This is a genomic window from Microbispora hainanensis (genome assembly GCF_036186745.1).
Taxonomy (GTDB): domain Bacteria; phylum Actinomycetota; class Actinomycetes; order Streptosporangiales; family Streptosporangiaceae; genus Microbispora.
The window spans coordinates 1,613,757-1,630,880 of the sequence record NZ_CP108086.1 but is presented as its reverse complement, the minus strand read 5'-3'; the positions used below and the strand labels follow the sequence as shown (position 1 = coordinate 1,630,880).

The 17,124-nt window shown below is 70.5% G+C and carries 15 protein-coding genes; 9 read left to right on the top strand and 6 right to left on the bottom strand.

What is annotated here, in order from left to right; translation table 11 throughout:
- Positions 1 to 83: 83 nt before the first annotated feature.
- A complete protein-coding gene (locus tag OHB01_RS07390) occupies positions 84 to 263 on the bottom strand; it encodes a hypothetical protein (RefSeq protein WP_142652188.1) in 180 nt (59 codons plus the stop codon).
- Positions 264 to 343: 80 nt separating this feature from the next.
- Between OHB01_RS07390 and OHB01_RS07385 the strand changes: the two genes are divergently transcribed.
- Positions 344 to 811 (top strand): MarR family winged helix-turn-helix transcriptional regulator, encoded by a 468-nt coding sequence (locus tag OHB01_RS07385; RefSeq protein WP_142652190.1) that lies wholly within the window; start codon positions 344 to 346, stop codon positions 809 to 811.
- 265 nt (positions 812 to 1,076) lie between these two features.
- Here the strand turns inward: OHB01_RS07385 and OHB01_RS07380 are convergent, their stop codons facing one another.
- Positions 1,077 to 1,619, bottom strand: a complete 543-nt coding sequence (locus OHB01_RS07380; protein WP_142652192.1) for an AAA family ATPase — start codon at positions 1,617 to 1,619, stop codon at positions 1,077 to 1,079.
- Positions 1,620 to 2,402: 783 nt separating this feature from the next.
- Here OHB01_RS07380 and OHB01_RS07375 point away from each other — a divergent pair.
- Both OHB01_RS07375 and OHB01_RS07370 read left to right on the top strand, forming a co-directional pair.
- Positions 2,403 to 2,687 (top strand): hypothetical protein, encoded by a 285-nt coding sequence (locus OHB01_RS07375; RefSeq protein WP_328855132.1) that lies wholly within the window; start codon positions 2,403 to 2,405, stop codon positions 2,685 to 2,687.
- Positions 2,666 to 5,521, top strand: a complete 2,856-nt coding sequence (locus tag OHB01_RS07370; RefSeq protein WP_328855131.1) for a DUF222 domain-containing protein — start codon at positions 2,666 to 2,668, stop codon at positions 5,519 to 5,521. The genes OHB01_RS07375 and OHB01_RS07370 overlap by 22 nt, the downstream gene beginning before the upstream one ends.
- Positions 5,522 to 5,667: 146 nt before the next feature.
- On the opposite strand, the gene OHB01_RS39850 is transcribed toward OHB01_RS07370, so the two are convergent.
- The 3 genes from OHB01_RS39850 to OHB01_RS39840 are packed head-to-tail and all read right to left on the bottom strand — an operon-like array spanning position 5,668 to position 6,547.
- The gene (locus OHB01_RS39850; RefSeq protein WP_261986066.1) at positions 5,668 to 5,937 is read right to left on the bottom strand and encodes a hypothetical protein; all 270 of its coding nucleotides are present in this window, start codon (positions 5,935 to 5,937) and stop codon (positions 5,668 to 5,670) included.
- Complete coding sequence (locus OHB01_RS39845; protein WP_260617543.1) at positions 5,934 to 6,320, bottom strand: polysaccharide deacetylase family protein; 387 nt, start codon at positions 6,318 to 6,320, stop codon at positions 5,934 to 5,936. Before OHB01_RS39845 ends, OHB01_RS39850 begins: the two co-directional genes overlap by 4 nt.
- A complete protein-coding gene (locus tag OHB01_RS39840) occupies positions 6,260 to 6,547 on the bottom strand; it encodes a hypothetical protein (RefSeq protein WP_240972190.1) in 288 nt (95 codons plus the stop codon). The genes OHB01_RS39845 and OHB01_RS39840 overlap by 61 nt, the downstream gene beginning before the upstream one ends.
- A gap of 286 nt (positions 6,548 to 6,833) precedes the next feature.
- Between OHB01_RS39840 and OHB01_RS07360 the strand changes: the two genes are divergently transcribed.
- Positions 6,834 to 8,699, top strand: coding sequence for an ABC transporter ATP-binding protein (locus OHB01_RS07360; protein WP_240972187.1), 1,866 nt, complete (start codon positions 6,834 to 6,836; stop codon positions 8,697 to 8,699).
- Positions 8,700 to 8,729: 30 nt separating this feature from the next.
- Here OHB01_RS07360 and OHB01_RS07355 read toward each other — a convergent pair whose 3' ends face one another.
- Entirely contained in the window at positions 8,730 to 9,746 is a 1,017-nt protein-coding gene (locus OHB01_RS07355) for a LacI family DNA-binding transcriptional regulator (RefSeq protein WP_221890030.1), read from the bottom strand.
- Positions 9,747 to 10,006: 260 nt separating this feature from the next.
- On the opposite strand from OHB01_RS07355, the gene OHB01_RS07350 reads away from it, so the two are divergent.
- The 5 genes from OHB01_RS07350 to OHB01_RS07330 all read left to right on the top strand — a co-directional run bounded on the left by OHB01_RS07350 (position 10,007) and on the right by OHB01_RS07330 (position 17,076).
- A complete protein-coding gene (locus OHB01_RS07350; RefSeq protein ID WP_328708996.1) occupies positions 10,007 to 11,971 on the top strand; it encodes a glycoside hydrolase family 127 protein in 1,965 nt (654 codons plus the stop codon).
- A 139-nt stretch (positions 11,972 to 12,110) separates the two neighbouring features.
- Positions 12,111 to 13,841 carry a CBM35 domain-containing protein gene (locus OHB01_RS07345; protein ID WP_328855130.1) on the top strand — a complete coding sequence of 577 codons (1,731 nt, stop codon included), beginning with the start codon at positions 12,111 to 12,113 and terminating at the stop codon, positions 13,839 to 13,841.
- A 59-nt stretch (positions 13,842 to 13,900) separates the two neighbouring features.
- Positions 13,901 to 15,181 carry a sugar ABC transporter substrate-binding protein gene (locus tag OHB01_RS07340; protein WP_328855129.1) on the top strand — a complete coding sequence of 427 codons (1,281 nt, stop codon included), beginning with the start codon at positions 13,901 to 13,903 and terminating at the stop codon, positions 15,179 to 15,181.
- 63 nt (positions 15,182 to 15,244) lie between these two features.
- Complete coding sequence (locus OHB01_RS07335) at positions 15,245 to 16,258, top strand: sugar ABC transporter permease (RefSeq protein ID WP_328855128.1); 1,014 nt, start codon at positions 15,245 to 15,247, stop codon at positions 16,256 to 16,258.
- Entirely contained in the window at positions 16,255 to 17,076 is an 822-nt protein-coding gene (locus tag OHB01_RS07330) for a carbohydrate ABC transporter permease (protein WP_328709000.1), read from the top strand. The genes OHB01_RS07335 and OHB01_RS07330 overlap by 4 nt, the downstream gene beginning before the upstream one ends.
- Positions 17,077 to 17,124: the final 48 nt, after the last annotated feature.

The following is a 17,124-nucleotide window of genomic DNA, read 5'->3' as shown; positions in this document are numbered from 1 at the left end:
GCCGGGGCTCGGTCTCCGCCAGTGTCATCAGCGCCCGAAGATCACTACCCGAGGATCAGTGTCCGAGGATCAGTGTCCGAGGATCAGTGTCCGAGGAGCATGACGACGCCGACGATGACGAAATGGATGAGCACCGCGAGCACCAGGACGCTGGCGAATATCCACTTGGCGGGGCCGTGCTCGAAGTGCTTGCTGTCCTTCATGGGCGGCCGCTTGGCGACGCGGTCGGCGATGCGCTCTTCCAGACTCTTCCTACGGGCCATGACACTTCCTGTGTTCTCGGCGCTGCTTAGTGCACTAACAGTTAGTGTACTAATCGCCTAGCATGGCCATGGAGGTGCACATGAGTGACATTGGCGACATCGTCGACCCGTTGGCCCTGGAGAACCAGGTCTGCTTCGCCCTGGCGGTCGCCTCGCGGTCGGTCATCGGTCTCTATCGGCCCCTGCTCGAACCGATGGGCCTGACCCACCCGCAATATCTGGTGATGCTGGCCCTCTGGCAGCACGCGCCGTTGTCGGTGAAGGACCTCAGCCGGATGCTGGCCCTGGAGCCGGCCACGCTGTCGCCGCTGCTCAAGCGCCTTGAGGCGGCAGGCTACGTCGAGCGCCGCCGTGCCAGTGACGACGAGCGTTCCCTGGCGATCGTGCTGACCGACGAGGGACGCGCGCTGCGCCGGCAGGCCGAGAAGGTCCCGGTGGCGATCGTCGAGCGGCTGGGGATGGAGCTGACCGAGCTGCAGAGCCTGCACCAGGCGCTGACCCGGGTGATCGCCGCGGCCAACGGCGCCCACCTCGCCGAACTGCCCTGATCACCCACTGACCGCCCGCCGATCGGGCCGCTGATCACCGCTGATCGGCCCACCGCACCATCAGCAGGTCGCACAGCTCCGTCCCCTGGCGCGAGCGCTCGCCCTGCCGTACGTGGGCGTCCTCGGCGTCGCTGCGGCCGAGTCGGCCTGGAATGCCGGTTCCATGGCTCCGCCGACATCCTCCGCGCGACCGGCGGCTCATTCCCGAGTCGGCCCCCGGAACGTCGGCTCCATGGCTCCGCCGACATCCTGTGCGACCGGCGGCTCATTCCTGCGGGATGACCCGCTCTCCTTCGCCCACGGGCTCCTCGAAGCCCGCCACGTATGACCGGAGAAGCTCGTCGGACACCGTGACACTGTTCGGGCCACTCAGGGCGTTGCGCGCCGCGAGCCGCCGGCGCAGGGTCTCCGGGCGAGCCTTCAGGTAGAGGAGCTCCCACCGATACCCGTGACTCTCGATCAGTGCCTTGTACCGGTCGCGCGTCGCGCGCCTCCAGAAGCTGTAGTCGAGGACCACGCTCCGGCCTGCCCGCATCAGGCGCACAAGCTCCTGCCACAAGTCATCCTCGGCACGGGCCTGATGGTCCGCGTACTCCTCCGGGTCGAGCTCGCCGCCGTCGCGCCCGAGCCGTGCCCAGACGGCCTCGTCGATGGACAGCCGGACGTAGCCGCGTCGCTCCAGCTCCTGCGCGTACGTCGTCTTGCCCGAACCGGCGATGCCGCACATCATCACGACGCGTCGCTCCGTCTCGTCCTCAACCCGAGGAACGGGACGCCCTGCGCTGAGGTGGCCAGGAATGCCGGTCATGCCCCGAGTCTCGTCGTTTCTCGGGTTTTCGGCGCTTGCCGGGTAGTGCCTCCGCGCCCTCTGGGCGACGCCTTGTCTGCCCCTGGCAGGGTTTGTCGAGCCACAGTTCCTGCCATGGCGTGACCGGCAACGGCTCCTGGCAGGGCTTGCGCGGCGGCGAACTATCCCGTGACCTGGGCGATTCCCTCAATCTGTGATCCCAAGAGATTCTTAGTTGATCTTGCACAAGCTCCGGAGGGAGGAGAGAATTAATACAAATTTTCGAATCGCTTGATGGAGGTGTGATGGATCTGTTCGACATCGATCCTGAGCGCCTTCGTCATTCGAATGGCCCCGACGACGGCTGGTGGGACCGTCTGATCGCCAATTCGCCGCTGTGGTCCTCTGATGGCTCATCCGCCCAGGAGCCCTTCCCGATCATCAACTTCGAGCCCCGACAGCGCGCCGACGCACCCGTTGCCGCAAGCACGGACGCCCCGGGCGCGGACGTTCCAGGCATCGATACCGGCAGCGCAACCAACGACGGCGCGGATGCCACGAGTGGGGCTGCCACCGGTACGAATGCCGACGGCATGAGCGGTGCTGGCACGGACGGCGCTGACGCGAACGCCGCGTGTTGGACCGCCGACAGCGCGGGATGTGACGCTGGTGCCGCCCGTGGGGCTTGTGCTGGTGCGGCTGCCGCTGGCGCGTATGGCGCTGGCTCTGGTGCCGCGTGCGGAGCTGCCGACAGTGCGGCATTCGCCGGTGCGAATGTCGGTGGCACGAACGGCACTAGCGCAGATGCCGAGCGTGGAGCTGCCGACGGTGCAGATACCAGTGGCCCGGACGCTGCTGGCGCTGCTGGCGCTGGCTTTGGTGCCGCGCGTGGTGCTGCCGATGGCGCGGACGCTGCTGGCACAAACGGCACTGGCGCGAACGGCACTGGCGCGAATGACCCTGGCGCGGCCGGCTCGGGTGCGGGTGCTTCCGAGGGTGTGGGCGGTCATGGTCGGGGCCAGCGCCGTGTGCGGTCGTCGTGGGTGGTGGTGGGGTCGGTTCGTGAGGTGGCCCAAGAGCTGGCGCTGACGCCGCTTCCCGATGACGTGGATGTGTGCCTGGCCGAGGCGGAGGAGTTGCTGTTCGCCCGCGACCGGATCACCAGCGCCCTGGCCGACCGCGTCGGCCGGGTCCACCGAGCAGGTCAGGCCAAGCAGCACGGCCATGCCTCCACCCGCTGCTGGCTACGCACCGCCGCCGGGATGACCGTGGGCGGAGCTGGTCGCCTGCTCACCCTCGGCGCGGAACTGCCCCGCCTCCCCGTCGTGCGGGAGAAGTTCGCCACAGGGGAGCTGGCGGCCGGGGTGGTGGAAGCCATCTGCGCCGCCGTCGTCGGGCTATCGGATGAGCAGGCCGGCCTGGCGGAGCCGATCCTGGTGGACCTGGCCGGCAAAGCGGGGGCGGCGGAGGTCGCCAAGGCCGGCCGCCATCTGCGGGCGGTGCTGGACCCCGATGGGGAAGAGCGGGATGAGCGGGCCGATTACGGGAGGCGGTTCCTGCGGGTCCGCCCGGGCAAGGGCGGCGGCGTGGAAGGGGAGTTCTACCTGCCGCGTGAGGCCGGCGCCCGGTTGATGGCGTTGTTGCAGGCGTACGCCAAGCTGAGGGCACAGGGGGATGACCGCCCGCTGACGGTGCGCCAGGCGGACGCCTTGATCGCCCTGCTGGAGCAGAAGATCGCCGCCGAGCTCCTCGTCGTGGTCAGCGCCGAATCCCTCCCCACCGACCCCGAAACCACCGACCCCACCGCCGACAACCCATACCCCGCCGACCCGGCCACCGAAGACCCCGCTGCCCCGGCCACCGAAGAGACCGACCCGGCCACCCAAGACACCGCCGACCCTGCCGCCGACGACGAGGTCAGCGACCACTTCGCAGACCTCGGCGACAGCGCCCCCAGCGACTACGTCCCCGACCCTGCCGGAAGCACTGACGAGCCGAGCCAAGCCGACGACACCACCGACCATGTCGAAGACGCGCGGGATGCCGGGGGCTTCGAGGAAGGCCGGGACGACACGGGCGACTCTGCTCCTGGCGAGGCCGGGGCAGATGCCGGTGCGGAGAGCGCCGACGACCCCGCCGACCACGCCGGAGACGCGCGGGATGCCGGGGGCTTCGAGGAAGGCCGGGACGACACGGGCGACTCTGCTCCTGGCGAGGCCGGGGCAGATGCCGGTGCGGAGAGCGCCGACGACCCCGCCGACCATGTCGAAGACGCGCGGGATGCCGGGGGCTTCGAGGAAGGCCGGGACGACACGGGCGACTCTGCTCCTGGCGAGGCCGGGGCAGATGCCGGTGCGGAGAGCGCCGACGACCCCGCCGACCACGTCGAAAACGCGCGGGATGCCGGGGGCTTCGAGGAAGGCCGGGACGACACGGGCGACCGTGCTCCTGGCGAGGCCGGGACAGATGCCGGTGCGGAGAGCGCCGACGACACCAACGCCTACGCCCCCGACGCCACCGGAAGCGCCGACGACCCCAGCCAGGCCGACGACGCCGTCTCCGACGTGATGGGCGATCCGGGTGCTGCGGGCGGCACCGACGGCCCCGAGACCCCGGACGAGCTCGACACTGCTGAGGCTGTCCCCGCCACCGACCCTGCCGCTGGCTCCGGCGACGTCGCGACCGGACTTCGCGATGAAGAGCCTCGTGGCTGGGGAGCCGGTGAGTGCGGGGCCGGTGAGCGGCGGCCTGGGGAGTGCGAGCCGCGCAGCACCGCGAACACCGCCGCTGCCGAGGGCGACCACACCGCGAACGCCGACTCCGCCGAGGACGACGACACCGCGAGCACCCGCTCTGCCGAGTGCGACACGACCGCGCCTGCAGAGGGCGATGGCTGCGTTCGCGGCGCGGCCCGGTCCGGAGCAACCCACGCCCGGCGGGGTGCGTCAGCATGGCCTGCTCACGGTGGCGGGCATTGGCACACAGCCCCTTCGCACGCTGCCCCTTCGGACACAGCCCCTTCGGACGCAGTGCCTTCGGGTGCGACGGCTTCGGATGCGCCGCCATCGCAGGCAGCGCCCTCGGAGGCAGCGCCTTCGGAGGCAGCGCCTTCGGAGGTGGCGCCTTCGAGTTCGGCGTGGACGGATCCTCCTCCCGAGGATGTCTCCGCTCATCACACCCACGCTGGGCCTCGGACTGCGGGGGACTGCCGGCATGGCCACAGCACGTGCCGGTGCGGCAGCCAGGGCGCGTGGCGGTGCAGTGGCGAGGCGCGGTGCTCGTGCGCGACGCAGGCAGCGGGAACTCCGGGAACAGCAGCGGGAGCCGGGCGAGCGACGCCGGGGACGGCGCTAGAGGCGTCACAAGGAGCGGCACGGGGAGCGGCGCAAGGTGGGTCCCCGGGATCTCCGGGTGCGTCGGCGGGCGCGATGCCTGGGGCGTTCTTGGGGTCGGCGTTGGGAGCGTCGGCAGGCACGTTGCTGGGGGCGTCGTTGGGGATGGCACCGGGGACAGCGCCGGGGGTGTTGCTGGCGACCGGGCAGGTGCTGCCCGTCTCCAGCGTGCACCGGCTCGCCCGCACCTCGACTCTGGTGCGGATCGTCATGAACGCCGACGGGCAGGTGCTCGACATGGGCCGCAAGGTCCGCCTGGCGACTCCTGCCCAGCGGCGGGCCATCTTCGCCCGGTATGCCACGTGCTGGGTCGACGGCTGCCCGCTCCCGGCGACCATGTGCCAGATCGACCACGCCGACAACTGGAGCACCGGCGGCCTCACGGACCTGAAACTCCTCGGTCCGGCCTGCCAGTTCCACAACCGCGACCGCTACCAGCACCCCGACCGCTACACCCGCCGCCAAGTAGGCGAAGACCGCTGGGCCTTCACCTACCACCGCCTCGGACGAGCCCGACGACTACACGAGTAAGGCCGAAGGCGCGGGGGTGGGCGATGCGCAGGGCAGGCCCGGGCGGCGCGCGGACAGGCCCAGCGGCTGCGGGCGTGAGGCGAGAGCAGGCAGCGGACGACGCACAGTGCAGGGCCGCGCGGCTGCGGGGCTCGGCGGCGTACGGGTCATGATCGGGGGTGGCGGGCCGTGAAGTCGTCCGCGATGGCGTCGAACGTGGACCACCGGACGCCCTGGTGCTTGCCGATGTGCTCGATGAGGCGCTCCAGCATGAGCAGGACCTGCGGGCGGCCCGAGACGTCCGGGTGGATCGTCATGGTGAAGACGGCGTAGTCCGACTCGCGGTGGACCCATTCGAACTGGTCGAGCCACATCTCCTCGACGTGCCGCGGGTTGACGAAGCCGTGGCTGTTCGGGCTGGTCTTGACGAACATCATGTGGGCGGCAGGTCGTCGAGATACCAGTTGCCGGGGATCTCGACGAGATCGGTCTCCTCCCCGCGTACGAGCGGCTTCATCCACTCGCGGGCGTCCCCGTCATAGTCGATCTTCGACCAGGTGTCGCCGACGCGTACGTAGTAGGGCTCGAAGTCGCGGTGCATCAGCGAGTGGTCGCACTTGATGCCGCGGTCGAGCAGCAGCTCGTTGGTGACCGGGGAGAACTCCCACCACGGCGCGACGTACCGGGTGGGGCGCCGGCCGGTGCGCGTCTCGATGAGGTCGATGCAGTGGTCGAGCACGGCCGACTCCTGCTCGCGGCTCATCGCGATCGGGTTCTCGTGGCTGTAGCCGTGTACGCCGATCTCGTGTCCGGCCGCCACGACCTGCTCGAACTGCTCGGAAAGGTCTCGACGGAGTGGCCGGGCCAGAACCAGGTCGCCGGCAGGCCGTACTTCGCCGGCAGGGCGTTGAGCCGCGGCACGCCCACCTCGCCCGCGAACAGGCCACGCGAGATGTCGCACGGGGAGTCCGCACCGCCGTAGGAGCCGAGCCGGCCGCCGACCGCGTCGACGTCGATCCCGAACGCCACGAAGATCTCCTTGGCCATCGGCGCGTCCTCTCTTCCTGGTGCCGTCGGGACGGACACGGGCGGCGTGGGCCTGCCGTGTGACGTGGGACGATGCCGCCCGGCCCTATCGCTTCCGTTCCCCGTACGTGCGCAGGAACGACGCCCGCCAGGACGCGGAAACAGCGCTCGCATACACGCGGGAACGACGCCCGCATACACGGGGGAACGACGCCCGCATACACGCGGGAACGACGCCCGCTCGGGCGCGCGGACGACGCCCGGGGCGCAGAAAATCGTTCGCTCTCCCGTCACACGCTGAGAGACCATGACCACGGCGGGTTCGGCGTTCGGGGGAGGGCTCATGACGGCGCTGGGGTCGATCGAGGACGGAGATAGCGGCCCATCTACGCGCAAATCGGCGGTTCTGCTGGTGCTGCACTACTACTTCGGCGAGCTGCGGCGCCAATGGCGGGTCGCGGCGCCCGCACTGACGTTGCCGGCTATCGGGAACATCTGCCTGTTCTACCTGGCGCCGCTGGCGGTGGCCGGGCTCGTGGGGCATCTGGCCGGCGGCGGGGACGGCACCGTCGGCGCGCTGCTGCCGTATGTGCTGGGCTTCGGCGCGATGCTGCTGGCGGGCGAGGCACTGTGGCGGGTCGGGCTGCACTTCCTCAACCGCACCGACGCCCGGGGCATCGAGCGGCTCGGCGTGGTGGGCATGGACGAGCTGCTGGCCAAGGACGCCGCGTTCTTCCACGACAACTTCGCCGGCTCGCTGACCAAGCGGGTCATCGGGTTCTCCTCCAGGTACGAGGAGTTCGTCGACACGCTCACCTTCTCGGTCGTCGCCAAGCTGGTGCCCCTGGTTTTCGCCTCGGTGGTGCTGTGGCGATATCACCCGCTGCTGGTCATCGTTCTGGTGGGCCTCGTCATCGTCACCGGGTTCCTCGTCGTCCCGCTCATCCGCCGTCGTCAGGCGCTGGTCGAGAAGCGCGAGGCCGCCAAGGTGCGGGTGTCGGGGCACGTCGCCGACGTGCTGGCCAACATGGACACGGTCCGCGCGTTCGCCGCGGAGGAGCGTGAAGCCGCCGAATATCGGACGAGGATCGCCGAGCAGCGCAAGCTGTCCCTGCGGTCCTGGGACTACGGCAACCTCCGGGTGGACACCGTCGTCGCCCCGCTGTCGGTGCTCACCAGCACCGTGGGCCTGCTCCTCGCCGTGGCGCTGCGCGGCGGCCTCGGCGTGGAGGCCATCGTGGTGACGTTCACCTACTACACGAACACGATCGGCATCATGTTCGAGTTCAACCAGATCTACCGGCGTGTCGAGAGCGTGCTCACCGAGGCGGCACAGTTCACCGAGCTGCTTCTCGTGCCGCCGACCGTGGTGGATCCGGCCGATCCGCAGCCGCTGCGCCCCGCCGACGCGAGCGTCCGCTTCGAGCGGGTGAGGTTCGCGTACGGCGGCGGCGCGCACCTGTTCGACGGCCTGGACCTCGACATCCCCAGCGGCGCCAGGATCGGGCTGGTGGGCCAGTCGGGCGGCGGCAAGAGCACGCTGACGCGGCTGTTGCTGCGGCTCATGGACATCGACGGAGGCAGGATCCTGATCGGCGGCCAGGACATCACCCGGCTGCGTCAGGCCGATCTGCGCAGCCTGATCGCGTACGTGCCGCAGGAGCCCGCCATGTTCCACCGGTCCGTGCGCGACAACATCGCGTTCGCCCGGCCGGGCGCCACCGAGGCCGAGATCCTCCAGGCCGCCGAGGCGGCACACGTCACGGAGTTCGTCGAGTCGCTGCCGGACGGGTTCGACACCCTGGTCGGCGAGCGCGGCGTCAAGCTCTCCGGCGGCCAGCGGCAACGCATCGCGCTCGCCCGCGCCATCCTGCGCGACGCCCCGATCCTGCTGCTCGACGAGGCGACCAGTGCGCTCGACTCCGAGAGCGAGATCCTCGTGCAGGAAGCCCTGTGGCGGTTGATGGAGGACCGTACGGCGCTCGTGGTCGCGCACCGCCTGAGCACCGTCGTCCGCATGGACCGGCTCGTCGTGCTCAACCGGGGACGGATCGTGGAGCAGGGCAGCCACCATGAGCTGCTCCAGGCCGACGGCCCCTACGCCCGGCTCTGGCACCACCAGTCCGGAGGCTTCCTCGTCGAGCAGGACGCCCCGGACGCGCTCCACCGCTGACCTCGTCGTACGGCGGAGCGGCCGGACGGGTCACGGGAGCGGCATGGTGGTGGACTCCCGCACCACGAGCCGGCAGGGGTGGGCGTGCCGGCCGGGGGAGGGGGAGCCGTTGATGGCGGCCAGGAGCATCTCCGCCGCCGACCGGCCGAGCCCTTCGAGGTCGAGATCGATGCTGGTCAGCGGTGGCTGGCAGGCTTCGGTCATGACGTCCCAGTTGTCGAAGCCGATGAGGGCGACGTCCTGGGGCACCCGGCGTCCTGCGGCCCGCAGCGCGTCGCAGACGCCCCGGGCGATCTGGTCGCTGCCGCAGAAGACGGCGTCGAACTCGGACCGGCCGGCGAGGAGGATGCCGACGGCCTGACGGCCCCACACCTCGCTCCATCCGCCGAACAGTGGCGGCGCGACCAGGGACAGCCCGTCCTCGGCCAGGCGCTCGGCGGCGGCCGCCGCGCGCACCCGGGCGGAGTTGTGGTGCTCGGGCCCGGTGACGTGGGCGATCCGGGTGCGCCCGACGGCCAGGAGGTGCTCGACCGCCTTACGGGCGCCGCCCGCCTCGTCGGGGACCACCGAGCAGTCGCCGGGGTCGGCGGAGCTGATGAAGGCGTAGACCACGGGCACGGGCAGGTTGGCGCCGATGGGCGCCCGCGCCTCGGTGCGCCGGCCGGTGACGATCATGCCGTCGACCCGTCGGCTGAGGAGGGTCTTGACGTAGTACTGCTCACGGATGGGATCGTCGCGCCCGTCGCAGAGGAAGACCGACATCTCCCCGGCGCCCAGCGCGTCCTCCGCGCCCATCAGCACGGGGATGCTGAACCGCCCGATCGTGTCGGTGGTGATCATGCCGACCGTGTAGGTGCGGCCCGAGTGCAGGCTGCGGGCGCCCGCGTTGGCCTCGAAGTTGAGCTGCCGGGCCGCCTCCCGGACGCGCATGCGGGTCTCCTCCCGCAGCGATCCGCGTCCGTTGAGCGCCTTGGAGGCCGTGCCCACCGACACCCCGGCCAGCGCCGCGACGTCGGCGATCGTGGCATGACGCTCCAGCTTTCCCACGTTTCCTCCACTTTCCCTGAGGGTTGCCTGATCCCCACTCTATAGGCCGTACGTGCGACGACGAAGCCCCTGTAACACCGCGGAAACAGGCTATTGACGGTCTGGAAGCCGGTTGGATACCGTGACGGCAATCCTTTTCCTAGTTTCCTATCGCGCAAGCGACTCGCCGCACGGCTTCTCGCTTCGCCAGGCAGCAGGGTGGCTCGCCTCGGCCGGCCGTCCGTGTCTGCACGACCACATGGCTCCACGAAAGATCAGGCATGACTGAGCAGAAGTTCTCAGAGACCTCCCCGGTGACCTCCCCGGCCGGCCTCCGTGATCCTGCGGGGCCGGTGTCCCCGGGGCCCGGGGCGGTCGCCGCGCTGTGGCCGCTGGGCCCGGACCAGGCCCGTCTCGATCCGGGAGGTCTGCTGGGGCAGTGGCAGCGGCGCAACGCCGAGGACACGCTGCCGCACTGCGTGGACAACCTGCACCGCGCCGGGAACATCGGCAACCTCCGCGCCGCCGCGGGCGAGCAGGACACGGCGTTCGCCGGCATGTGGTTCGCCGACTCAGACGTCCACAAGACGCTGGAGGCCGCGGCCTGGGAGCTGGGCACCTCACCTGGCGACGAGGCGCTGCGGTCGTTCGTGGAGGACACGGTCGCGTTGCTCGCCCGCGCCCAGCAGGCGGACGGCTACCTCAACTCCTACTTCACCGTCGTCGCGCCGGACGAGCGGTGGCGCAAGCCCGACTGGAGCCACGAGCTCTACTGCGCCGGCCATCTCTTCCAGGCGGCGGTGGCCGCGGCCCGCACCGGCGTGAGCCCCGAGCTGGTGACCGTGGCCCGGCGGTTCGCCGACCTGCTGGTCGAGCGGTTCGGCCCGGACGGCGTAGAGGAGGTCTGCGGGCATCCGGAGGTCGAGACGGCGCTCGCCGAGCTCTATCGGCTGACCGGTCACCGGCCCTATCTCGACCTCGCGCGCCGGTTCCTCGACCTGCGCGGACGCGGGCTGCTCGGGCACGGGCGGTTCGGGCCCGCCTACTACCAGGACCACGTGCCCGTACGGGAGGCCCGCGAGGTCACCGGCCACGCCGTACGCCAGCTCTACCTGCTGGCCGGGATGGTCGACGTGGGCGTGGAGACGGGCGACCACATGCTGCTGGACGCGGCCGAGCGGCTGTGGGAGGACGCCGTCCACCGGCGCGCCTACGTCACCGGCGCGCACGGCTCGCGCCATCGCGATGAGGCGTACGGCGACCCGTACGAGCTGCCGGCCGACCGGGCCTACGCCGAGACCTGCGCGGCGATCGCGAGCGTCCACCTGAACTGGCGGCTGCTGCTGGCCACCGGCCGGGCCCGCTACGCCGACGAGATGGAGCGGGCGCTCTACAACGCGGTCGCCCCCGCCGTGTCGTCCGACGGCAGGCACTTCTTCTACTCCAACCCCCTCCAACTGCGCACGGGACACACGAGCTCGGGCGAGGAGGCGGCGGCGCGCCGGCTGCCCTGGTATTCGTGCGCCTGCTGCCCGCCCAACATCGCCCGGCTGATGGCCTCACTGCACGGCTATCTGGCCACCGCCCACGACGACGGCCTGCAGATCCACCTGTACGCCTCGGGCAGCGTGGACGCCGTGGTCGCGGGCGCCGCCGTCAGCGTGGACGTACGCACCGAATATCCCTGGGAGGGCCGGATCGAGCTGACCGTGAGCGGCGAGACCGCCGTCCCCTGGACGCTCTCGCTGCGCGTGCCGGCCTGGTGCGACGCGTACACGGTCAGGATCGACGGCGGCCCGGTGATGGCCCCCGCGCGGGACGGCTACATCCGGCTCACCCGGGTCTGGGCACCCGGCACGACGGTCGTCCTCGACCTCGACATGCCCGTACGGCATGTGACCGCGCATCCGCGCGTGGACGCGGTGCGGGGCTGCGTCGCCCTGGCACGAGGCCCGCTCGTGTACTGCCTGGAGCAGGCCGACCTGCCGCCGGGCACGGTCCTCGAAGACGTGCGGCTGGACCCCGCCGCGCCGATCACGGCGGTTCACCGGCAGGACCTGCCGGACATCCCGGTCGTGATCAACCTCGGCGGGCAGGTCGCCCACGCGGGCGACTCGCTGTACGTCACCGGGCGGAGGCGCGAGCGGCCGGGCACGCCGCTCACGCTCACGGCGGTGCCGTACTTCCTGTGGGGCAACCGGAGCGAGGGCCCGATGCGGGTCTGGATCCCGGTCGCCACGTCGTGACCTCGCGGGCCGCACGCCATGCGGCCCGCGGCGACACGGGAACCGCCCGCGGCGCGCGCCGCCGGAATCGGGGCGGGCGGTCCCCGGCTTCACCTCCTCTCCACCCCCCACCTGAGCCCCAGAAAGAGCGAGGTAGGTAATGCGCAGACCCCGACGCACGACCCCGCTGCCCGCGCTGGCCGCATCGCTGTCCGTGTCACTGACGGCGTCACTTATCGGGGCGCTCGTCCCGCCGGCGCCCGCCGAGGCGGCGGGCGCCACCCTGACGGTGAACGTGGCCCAGCCCTTCCGGCCCGTCACCCACGTCGCGTCCGGCGGCCTGTACGGCCTGGCGGAAAGCAGCAGGCCGGCCGACTCCGCGCTGCTGCCGCTGAAGGTCGACTCGCTGACGCAGCCCGCGCCGGGCGTGGGGCAGAAGCCCAACGGCCAGCCGCCCGGCGGCGACTCGCTGCTCGTGGCCCCGCAGGCCACCCGCGTCGGGGCGGGGGAGTTCATCCGGATGCCGGACATCTACCCCGACTTCCCCTATCGGTGGGTGAGCTGGAACGACTGGCTGGCCAAGGTGAACACGATGGTCGGGGCCCGCCGCAACGCGACCACGGTGACCAACGTCATCGGCTGGGAGCTGTGGAACGAGCCCGACTGGACCTGGAACACCTCCGCGGCCGGGTCGTTCAACGACGGCTGGACGCGCACCTACCGGGCGGTGCGGGCGCTCGACACCACGACGCCGATCGTCGGCCCGAGCACCTCCTACTACAACCGCTCCTGGTTGTCGTCGTTCCTGAGCAGCGCCAAGGCCGCGGGCACACTTCCCGACGTCATCTGCTGGCACGAGCTGGGCGACCCCACCGCCATCGCCGCGCACATCGCCGACTACCGCGCACTGGAGAGCTCGCTCGGCATCAGCCCCCGCCGCATCGCGATCAACGAGTACGCCGCGACGAGCGAGGTGGACGTGCCCGGCAGGGTCGCCAGCTACGTCGCCAAGTTCGAGCGTGCCGGCGTCGAGATGGCACACCGGGCGTTCTGGTACGAATACGGCACCATGAACGGGCTCGTCGTCAACAACAGCCAGCCCACCGGCACATGGTGGCTGTACAAGTGGTACGGCGACATGGCCGGCCGCATGGTCGCCACCACTCCGGCAACCCAGACCGGGCTGGACGGCTTCGCCTCCTACGACTCCACCCGCAAGATCGTCAACGTGGTCTTCGGCAACGAGTCGGGCACCAACACGGTACGCGTCACCGGCATCGGCCCGCTGGGCTCCTCGGTGCGGGTGACCCTGCAGTCGACCCCCGCGAGCGGCCGGTTCACCGCCGTGACCGCGCCCACGACCATCTCGACCAGCGCCTACACCGTGAGCAACGGGGAGATCAGCGTCTCGGTGCCGAACATGTCGGCGACCAGCGCCTACAACCTGGTGGTCCAGCCGGTCAGCGGCGTGCCGTCCTACCAGCAGCGTTACGAGGCGGAGAACGCCTCGGTCTTCCGCGCCCAGCGGCTGACGAGCTCCAGCGCGTCCGAGGGCGGCTACGTCGGGCGCATCGACAACAACAACGGTGACCACACCACGGACAGCTACGTCGACTTCGTGGTGAACGTGCCCACGGCCCGGGCGTACACGATGACCATCGGCTACGCCAACGGCACCGGGGCGACCGCGACACAGGGGCTGGCGTACAACGGCGGCGCCTGGACGACGGTCAGCTATCCGCCCACGGCCGGCTGGGGCCAGTTCGGCGCGACGGTGAGCACCACGGTGAACCTGCGGGCGGGCTACAACGTGATCCGCCTGGCCAAGGGGTCCCCCTACTTCAACGGCGGGACCGGATACGCCGAGCTGGACTACATCCAGCTCACCTGAGCCCCACCCGAGCTTTCGATGACAGCGGCCGGAAGCCGGCCGTCGAAAGGAAGAACGATATGAAGAGCCTCGACAAGGGCCGGCGCGCCGCCGGTCTGGGCCTGGTGGTCCTCGCCGTCGCGGGCGGTCTGACCGCGTGCGGGTCGTCCGGGGACGACGGCGCCGGCGCCTCATCGGCGGGTGCGAGCCAGGCCGCCGGTGGCGGGACCTACACGATCTGGGACCCCTACCCGCAGTTCGACGACTCCTCCGACTGGGTGAAGCTGCTCACGCAGTGCGGGACTCAGGCCGGGGTGACCATCAAGCGGACCGGCTACGACACCACCGACCTGACGAACAAGGCGTTGCTGGCGGCCCAGCAGGGCAACTCGCCGGACGTGCTGATCGTGGACAACCCGGTGGTCTCGACGCTGGCCGAGGCCGGCGTGCTGACCTCGACCGACGAGACGAAGATCGACACCTCGGCCGCCTCGCCGAACCTGCTCGCCGCCGGGCAGCTCGAAGGCAAGACGTACGGCATCCCGATCGGGGCCAACACCCTCGCCCTCTACTACAACAAGGACGTGCTCAAGAAGGCCGGGGTGGACGCCGCCGCGGTGAAGGACTGGGCGTCGCTGACGGCGGCGCTGGAGAAGGTGAAGGCGGCGGGCAAGAAGGGCATCACGTTCGCGGGCATCGGCACCGAGGAGGGCAGCTTCCAGTTCCTGCCCTGGTTCTGGGGCGCGGGCGCGAACCTCACGAAACTGGACTCGCCCGAGGGCGTCTCCGCGCTGTCGCTGTGGGCCGACTGGGTGAAGAAGGGCTACGCCCCCACCTCGGTCATCAACAACACGCAGACCACGAGCTGGCAGGAGTTCGCGACCGGTGACTTCGCCTTCGGGGAGAACGGCACCTGGCAGCTCGCCAACGCCAAGAAGACCGGCTTCGACTACGGCATCATCCCCATCCCCGCCAAGGACGGCGGCACCGCGCCCGCTCCGACCGGTGGTGAGTTCGTGAGCATCCCGGTGCAGTCGGACACCGCGCGTTATGCCACCTCGCAGAAGCTCGTGAGCTGTCTGACCAGCACGGACAACTCGCTGACCACCACGACCACGCTGTCGTACATCGCGCCGACGGAAGCGGTGCAGGCCAAGCAGGTCGAGCAGAACGCCGAGCTGAAGGTGTGGGTGGAGGCGGTCAAGGCGGCCAAGGGCCGCACCAGTGACAACCTCGGCACGAAGTATCCGAAGATCTCCGAGCCGATGTGGAAGGCGATGCAGGCCGCGATGAGCGGGTCGCAGTCGCCGCAGGAGGCGCTGACCGCGGCCCAGGCCACGGCGGCGAGCGCCGTCCAGTAGCGTCGCGCGGGCCCGGGGCGTAGGGCTCCGGGCCCGCCTCTGGTCGTCCGGACGAAGGAAAGCATGAAACACGCAACACAGACGCCGGCCCCGCCGACCGGGGACGGCCGGCGGGAGCGGGCCCCGGCGCCGGGGGCAGGCAGCACGCGCCGCAGACCCCGCCGGGGCGGTCCGGGGCAGTGGGCAAGAGGGCAGCGGGCAAGAGGGCAGTGGGCGGCATGGGCGTTCCTCGTGCCGGTGGTGGTCTACCTGCTCGCGTTCTACGTCTATCCGCTGTATCGCAACGTCGATCTGAGCCTGCGTAACTACACGGTGCGTTCGTTCGTGCAGGGGGACGCGCCGTTCACGGGGTTCGCCAACTACGCGAAGGTGTTCGCCGATGCCACCTTCGGCCCGGCGTTGTGGCACACGGTGGTGTTCACCGTGGTGTCGCTGGCCTTCCAGTTCACCATCGGGCTTGCGCTGGCGGTGTTCTTCAGCCGCAACTTCCGGCTGTCGGCCACGCTGCGGGCGTTGTTCCTGGTGCCGTGGCTGCTGCCGCTGATCGTGTCGTCCTCGACCTGGTCGTGGATGCTCAACAGCGAGTCGGGCGTGGTCAACGCGGCCCTGAGCTGGGTCGGCGTCGGCCCGGTCAACTGGCTGACCTCGCCGGACTGGTCGCTGTGGTCGGTGACCATCGCCAACATCTGGATCGGCATCCCGTTCAACCTGGTGGTGCTCTACAGCGGGCTGCAGGCGATCCCCTCCCACATCCACGAGGCGGCGGCCCTGGACGGGGCGACCGGCTGGCAGCGGTTCTGGCGGGTGACGTTCCCGCTGCTGCGGCCGGTCTCGGCGATCACGCTGCTGCTCGGGCTGGTCTACACGCTCAAGGTGTTCGACATCATCTGGATCATGACGAAGGGCGGCCCGAGCGACGCGTCCACGACGCTGGCCACCTGGTCCTACCGGCTCGGCTTCGGCAACCTGCTGCCGTCCTTCGGACCCGGCGCGGCGGTCGGCAACCTGCTGATCGTGATCGCGCTGGTCTTCGGCCTCGTCTACATCCGTACGCAGCGAAGGCAGGGGGCGGCATGACGGCGACCCGGCGCACCTGGTGGCGGACCGGCCTGGGCGTGGTGTTCACCGTGCTCATGCTGTTCCCGGTCTACTGGATGATCAACGTCTCGTTCACCCGCGACCAGGACATGCGCAAGTCGCCGCCCTACTGGTTCCCGGTGCACGGCACGCTGGACGGCTACCGCGCGGTGCTGGAGCAGCAGGGGCCCTACCTCGCCACCAGCCTCGTCGTCGGGCTGGGCACCGTGGCCCTGACCCTGGTGATCGCGGCGCCCGCGGCATACTCGCTGGCCAAGCTGCGCCCGCGCGGCGGCGGCGTGCTGAGCTTCGTGCTGCTCATCGCTCAGATGATCCCCGGCGTGATCATGGCGATGGGGTTCTACGCGATCTTCCTGAGCACCGGGGTGTTGAACACCGTGCCGGGGCTGATCGTGGCCGACTCCACCCTCGCGGTGCCGTTCGCCGTGCTGATCTTCACGGCGTTCATGTCCGGCATTCCCGAGGAGCTGATGCAGGCGGCCCGGGTGGACGGCGCGGGCGCGCTGCGCACGTTCTGGTCGGTCGTGCTGCCGGTCTCCCGCAACTCGGTCATCACGGTGTCGCTGTTCGCGTTCCTGTGGGCCTGGTCGGACTTCGTCTTCGCCTCCACCCTCGACCAGGGCGGCGGCCACCAGCCGATCACGCTCGGCATCTATCACTACATCGGCAACAACAACCAGGAGTGGAACGCCATCATGGCGACCGCGGTCGTCGCGTCGATCCCGGCCACCGTGCTCCTCGTCATCGCCCAGCGTTACGTCGCCGCCGGGGTCACCGCCGGCGCCGTCAAGGACTGAGGAAGCGTCCCGCACCCGCACGAACGACGTCGTCCACGGCTCGGCCGA

What these genes read in the sequence shown, in the direction of transcription:
- OHB01_RS07350 (WP_328708996.1), top strand. Translation starts at nt 10,007, where the DNA reads ATGACTGAGCAGAAGTTCTCAGAGACCTCCCCGGTGACCTCCCCGGCC.
- OHB01_RS07385 (WP_142652190.1), top strand. Translation starts at nt 344, where the DNA reads ATGAGTGACATTGGCGACATCGTCGACCCGTTGGCCCTGGAGAACCAG.
- OHB01_RS07340 (WP_328855129.1), top strand. Translation starts at nt 13,901, where the DNA reads ATGAAGAGCCTCGACAAGGGCCGGCGCGCCGCCGGTCTGGGCCTGGTG.
- OHB01_RS07380 (WP_142652192.1), bottom strand. Translation starts at nt 1,619, where the DNA reads ATGACCGGCATTCCTGGCCACCTCAGCGCAGGGCGTCCCGTTCCTCGG.
- OHB01_RS07335 (WP_328855128.1), top strand. Translation starts at nt 15,245, where the DNA reads ATGAAACACGCAACACAGACGCCGGCCCCGCCGACCGGGGACGGCCGG.
- OHB01_RS07330 (WP_328709000.1), top strand. Translation starts at nt 16,255, where the DNA reads ATGACGGCGACCCGGCGCACCTGGTGGCGGACCGGCCTGGGCGTGGTG.
- OHB01_RS07375 (WP_328855132.1), top strand. Translation starts at nt 2,403, where the DNA reads ATGCCGAGCGTGGAGCTGCCGACGGTGCAGATACCAGTGGCCCGGACG.
- OHB01_RS07360 (WP_240972187.1), top strand. Translation starts at nt 6,834, where the DNA reads ATGACCACGGCGGGTTCGGCGTTCGGGGGAGGGCTCATGACGGCGCTG.
- OHB01_RS07390 (WP_142652188.1), bottom strand. Translation starts at nt 263, where the DNA reads ATGGCCCGTAGGAAGAGTCTGGAAGAGCGCATCGCCGACCGCGTCGCC.
- OHB01_RS39850 (WP_261986066.1), bottom strand. Translation starts at nt 5,937, where the DNA reads ATGATGTTCGTCAAGACCAGCCCGAACAGCCACGGCTTCGTCAACCCG.
- OHB01_RS07345 (WP_328855130.1), top strand. Translation starts at nt 12,111, where the DNA reads ATGCGCAGACCCCGACGCACGACCCCGCTGCCCGCGCTGGCCGCATCG.
- OHB01_RS39840 (WP_240972190.1), bottom strand. Translation starts at nt 6,547, where the DNA reads ATGGCCAAGGAGATCTTCGTGGCGTTCGGGATCGACGTCGACGCGGTC.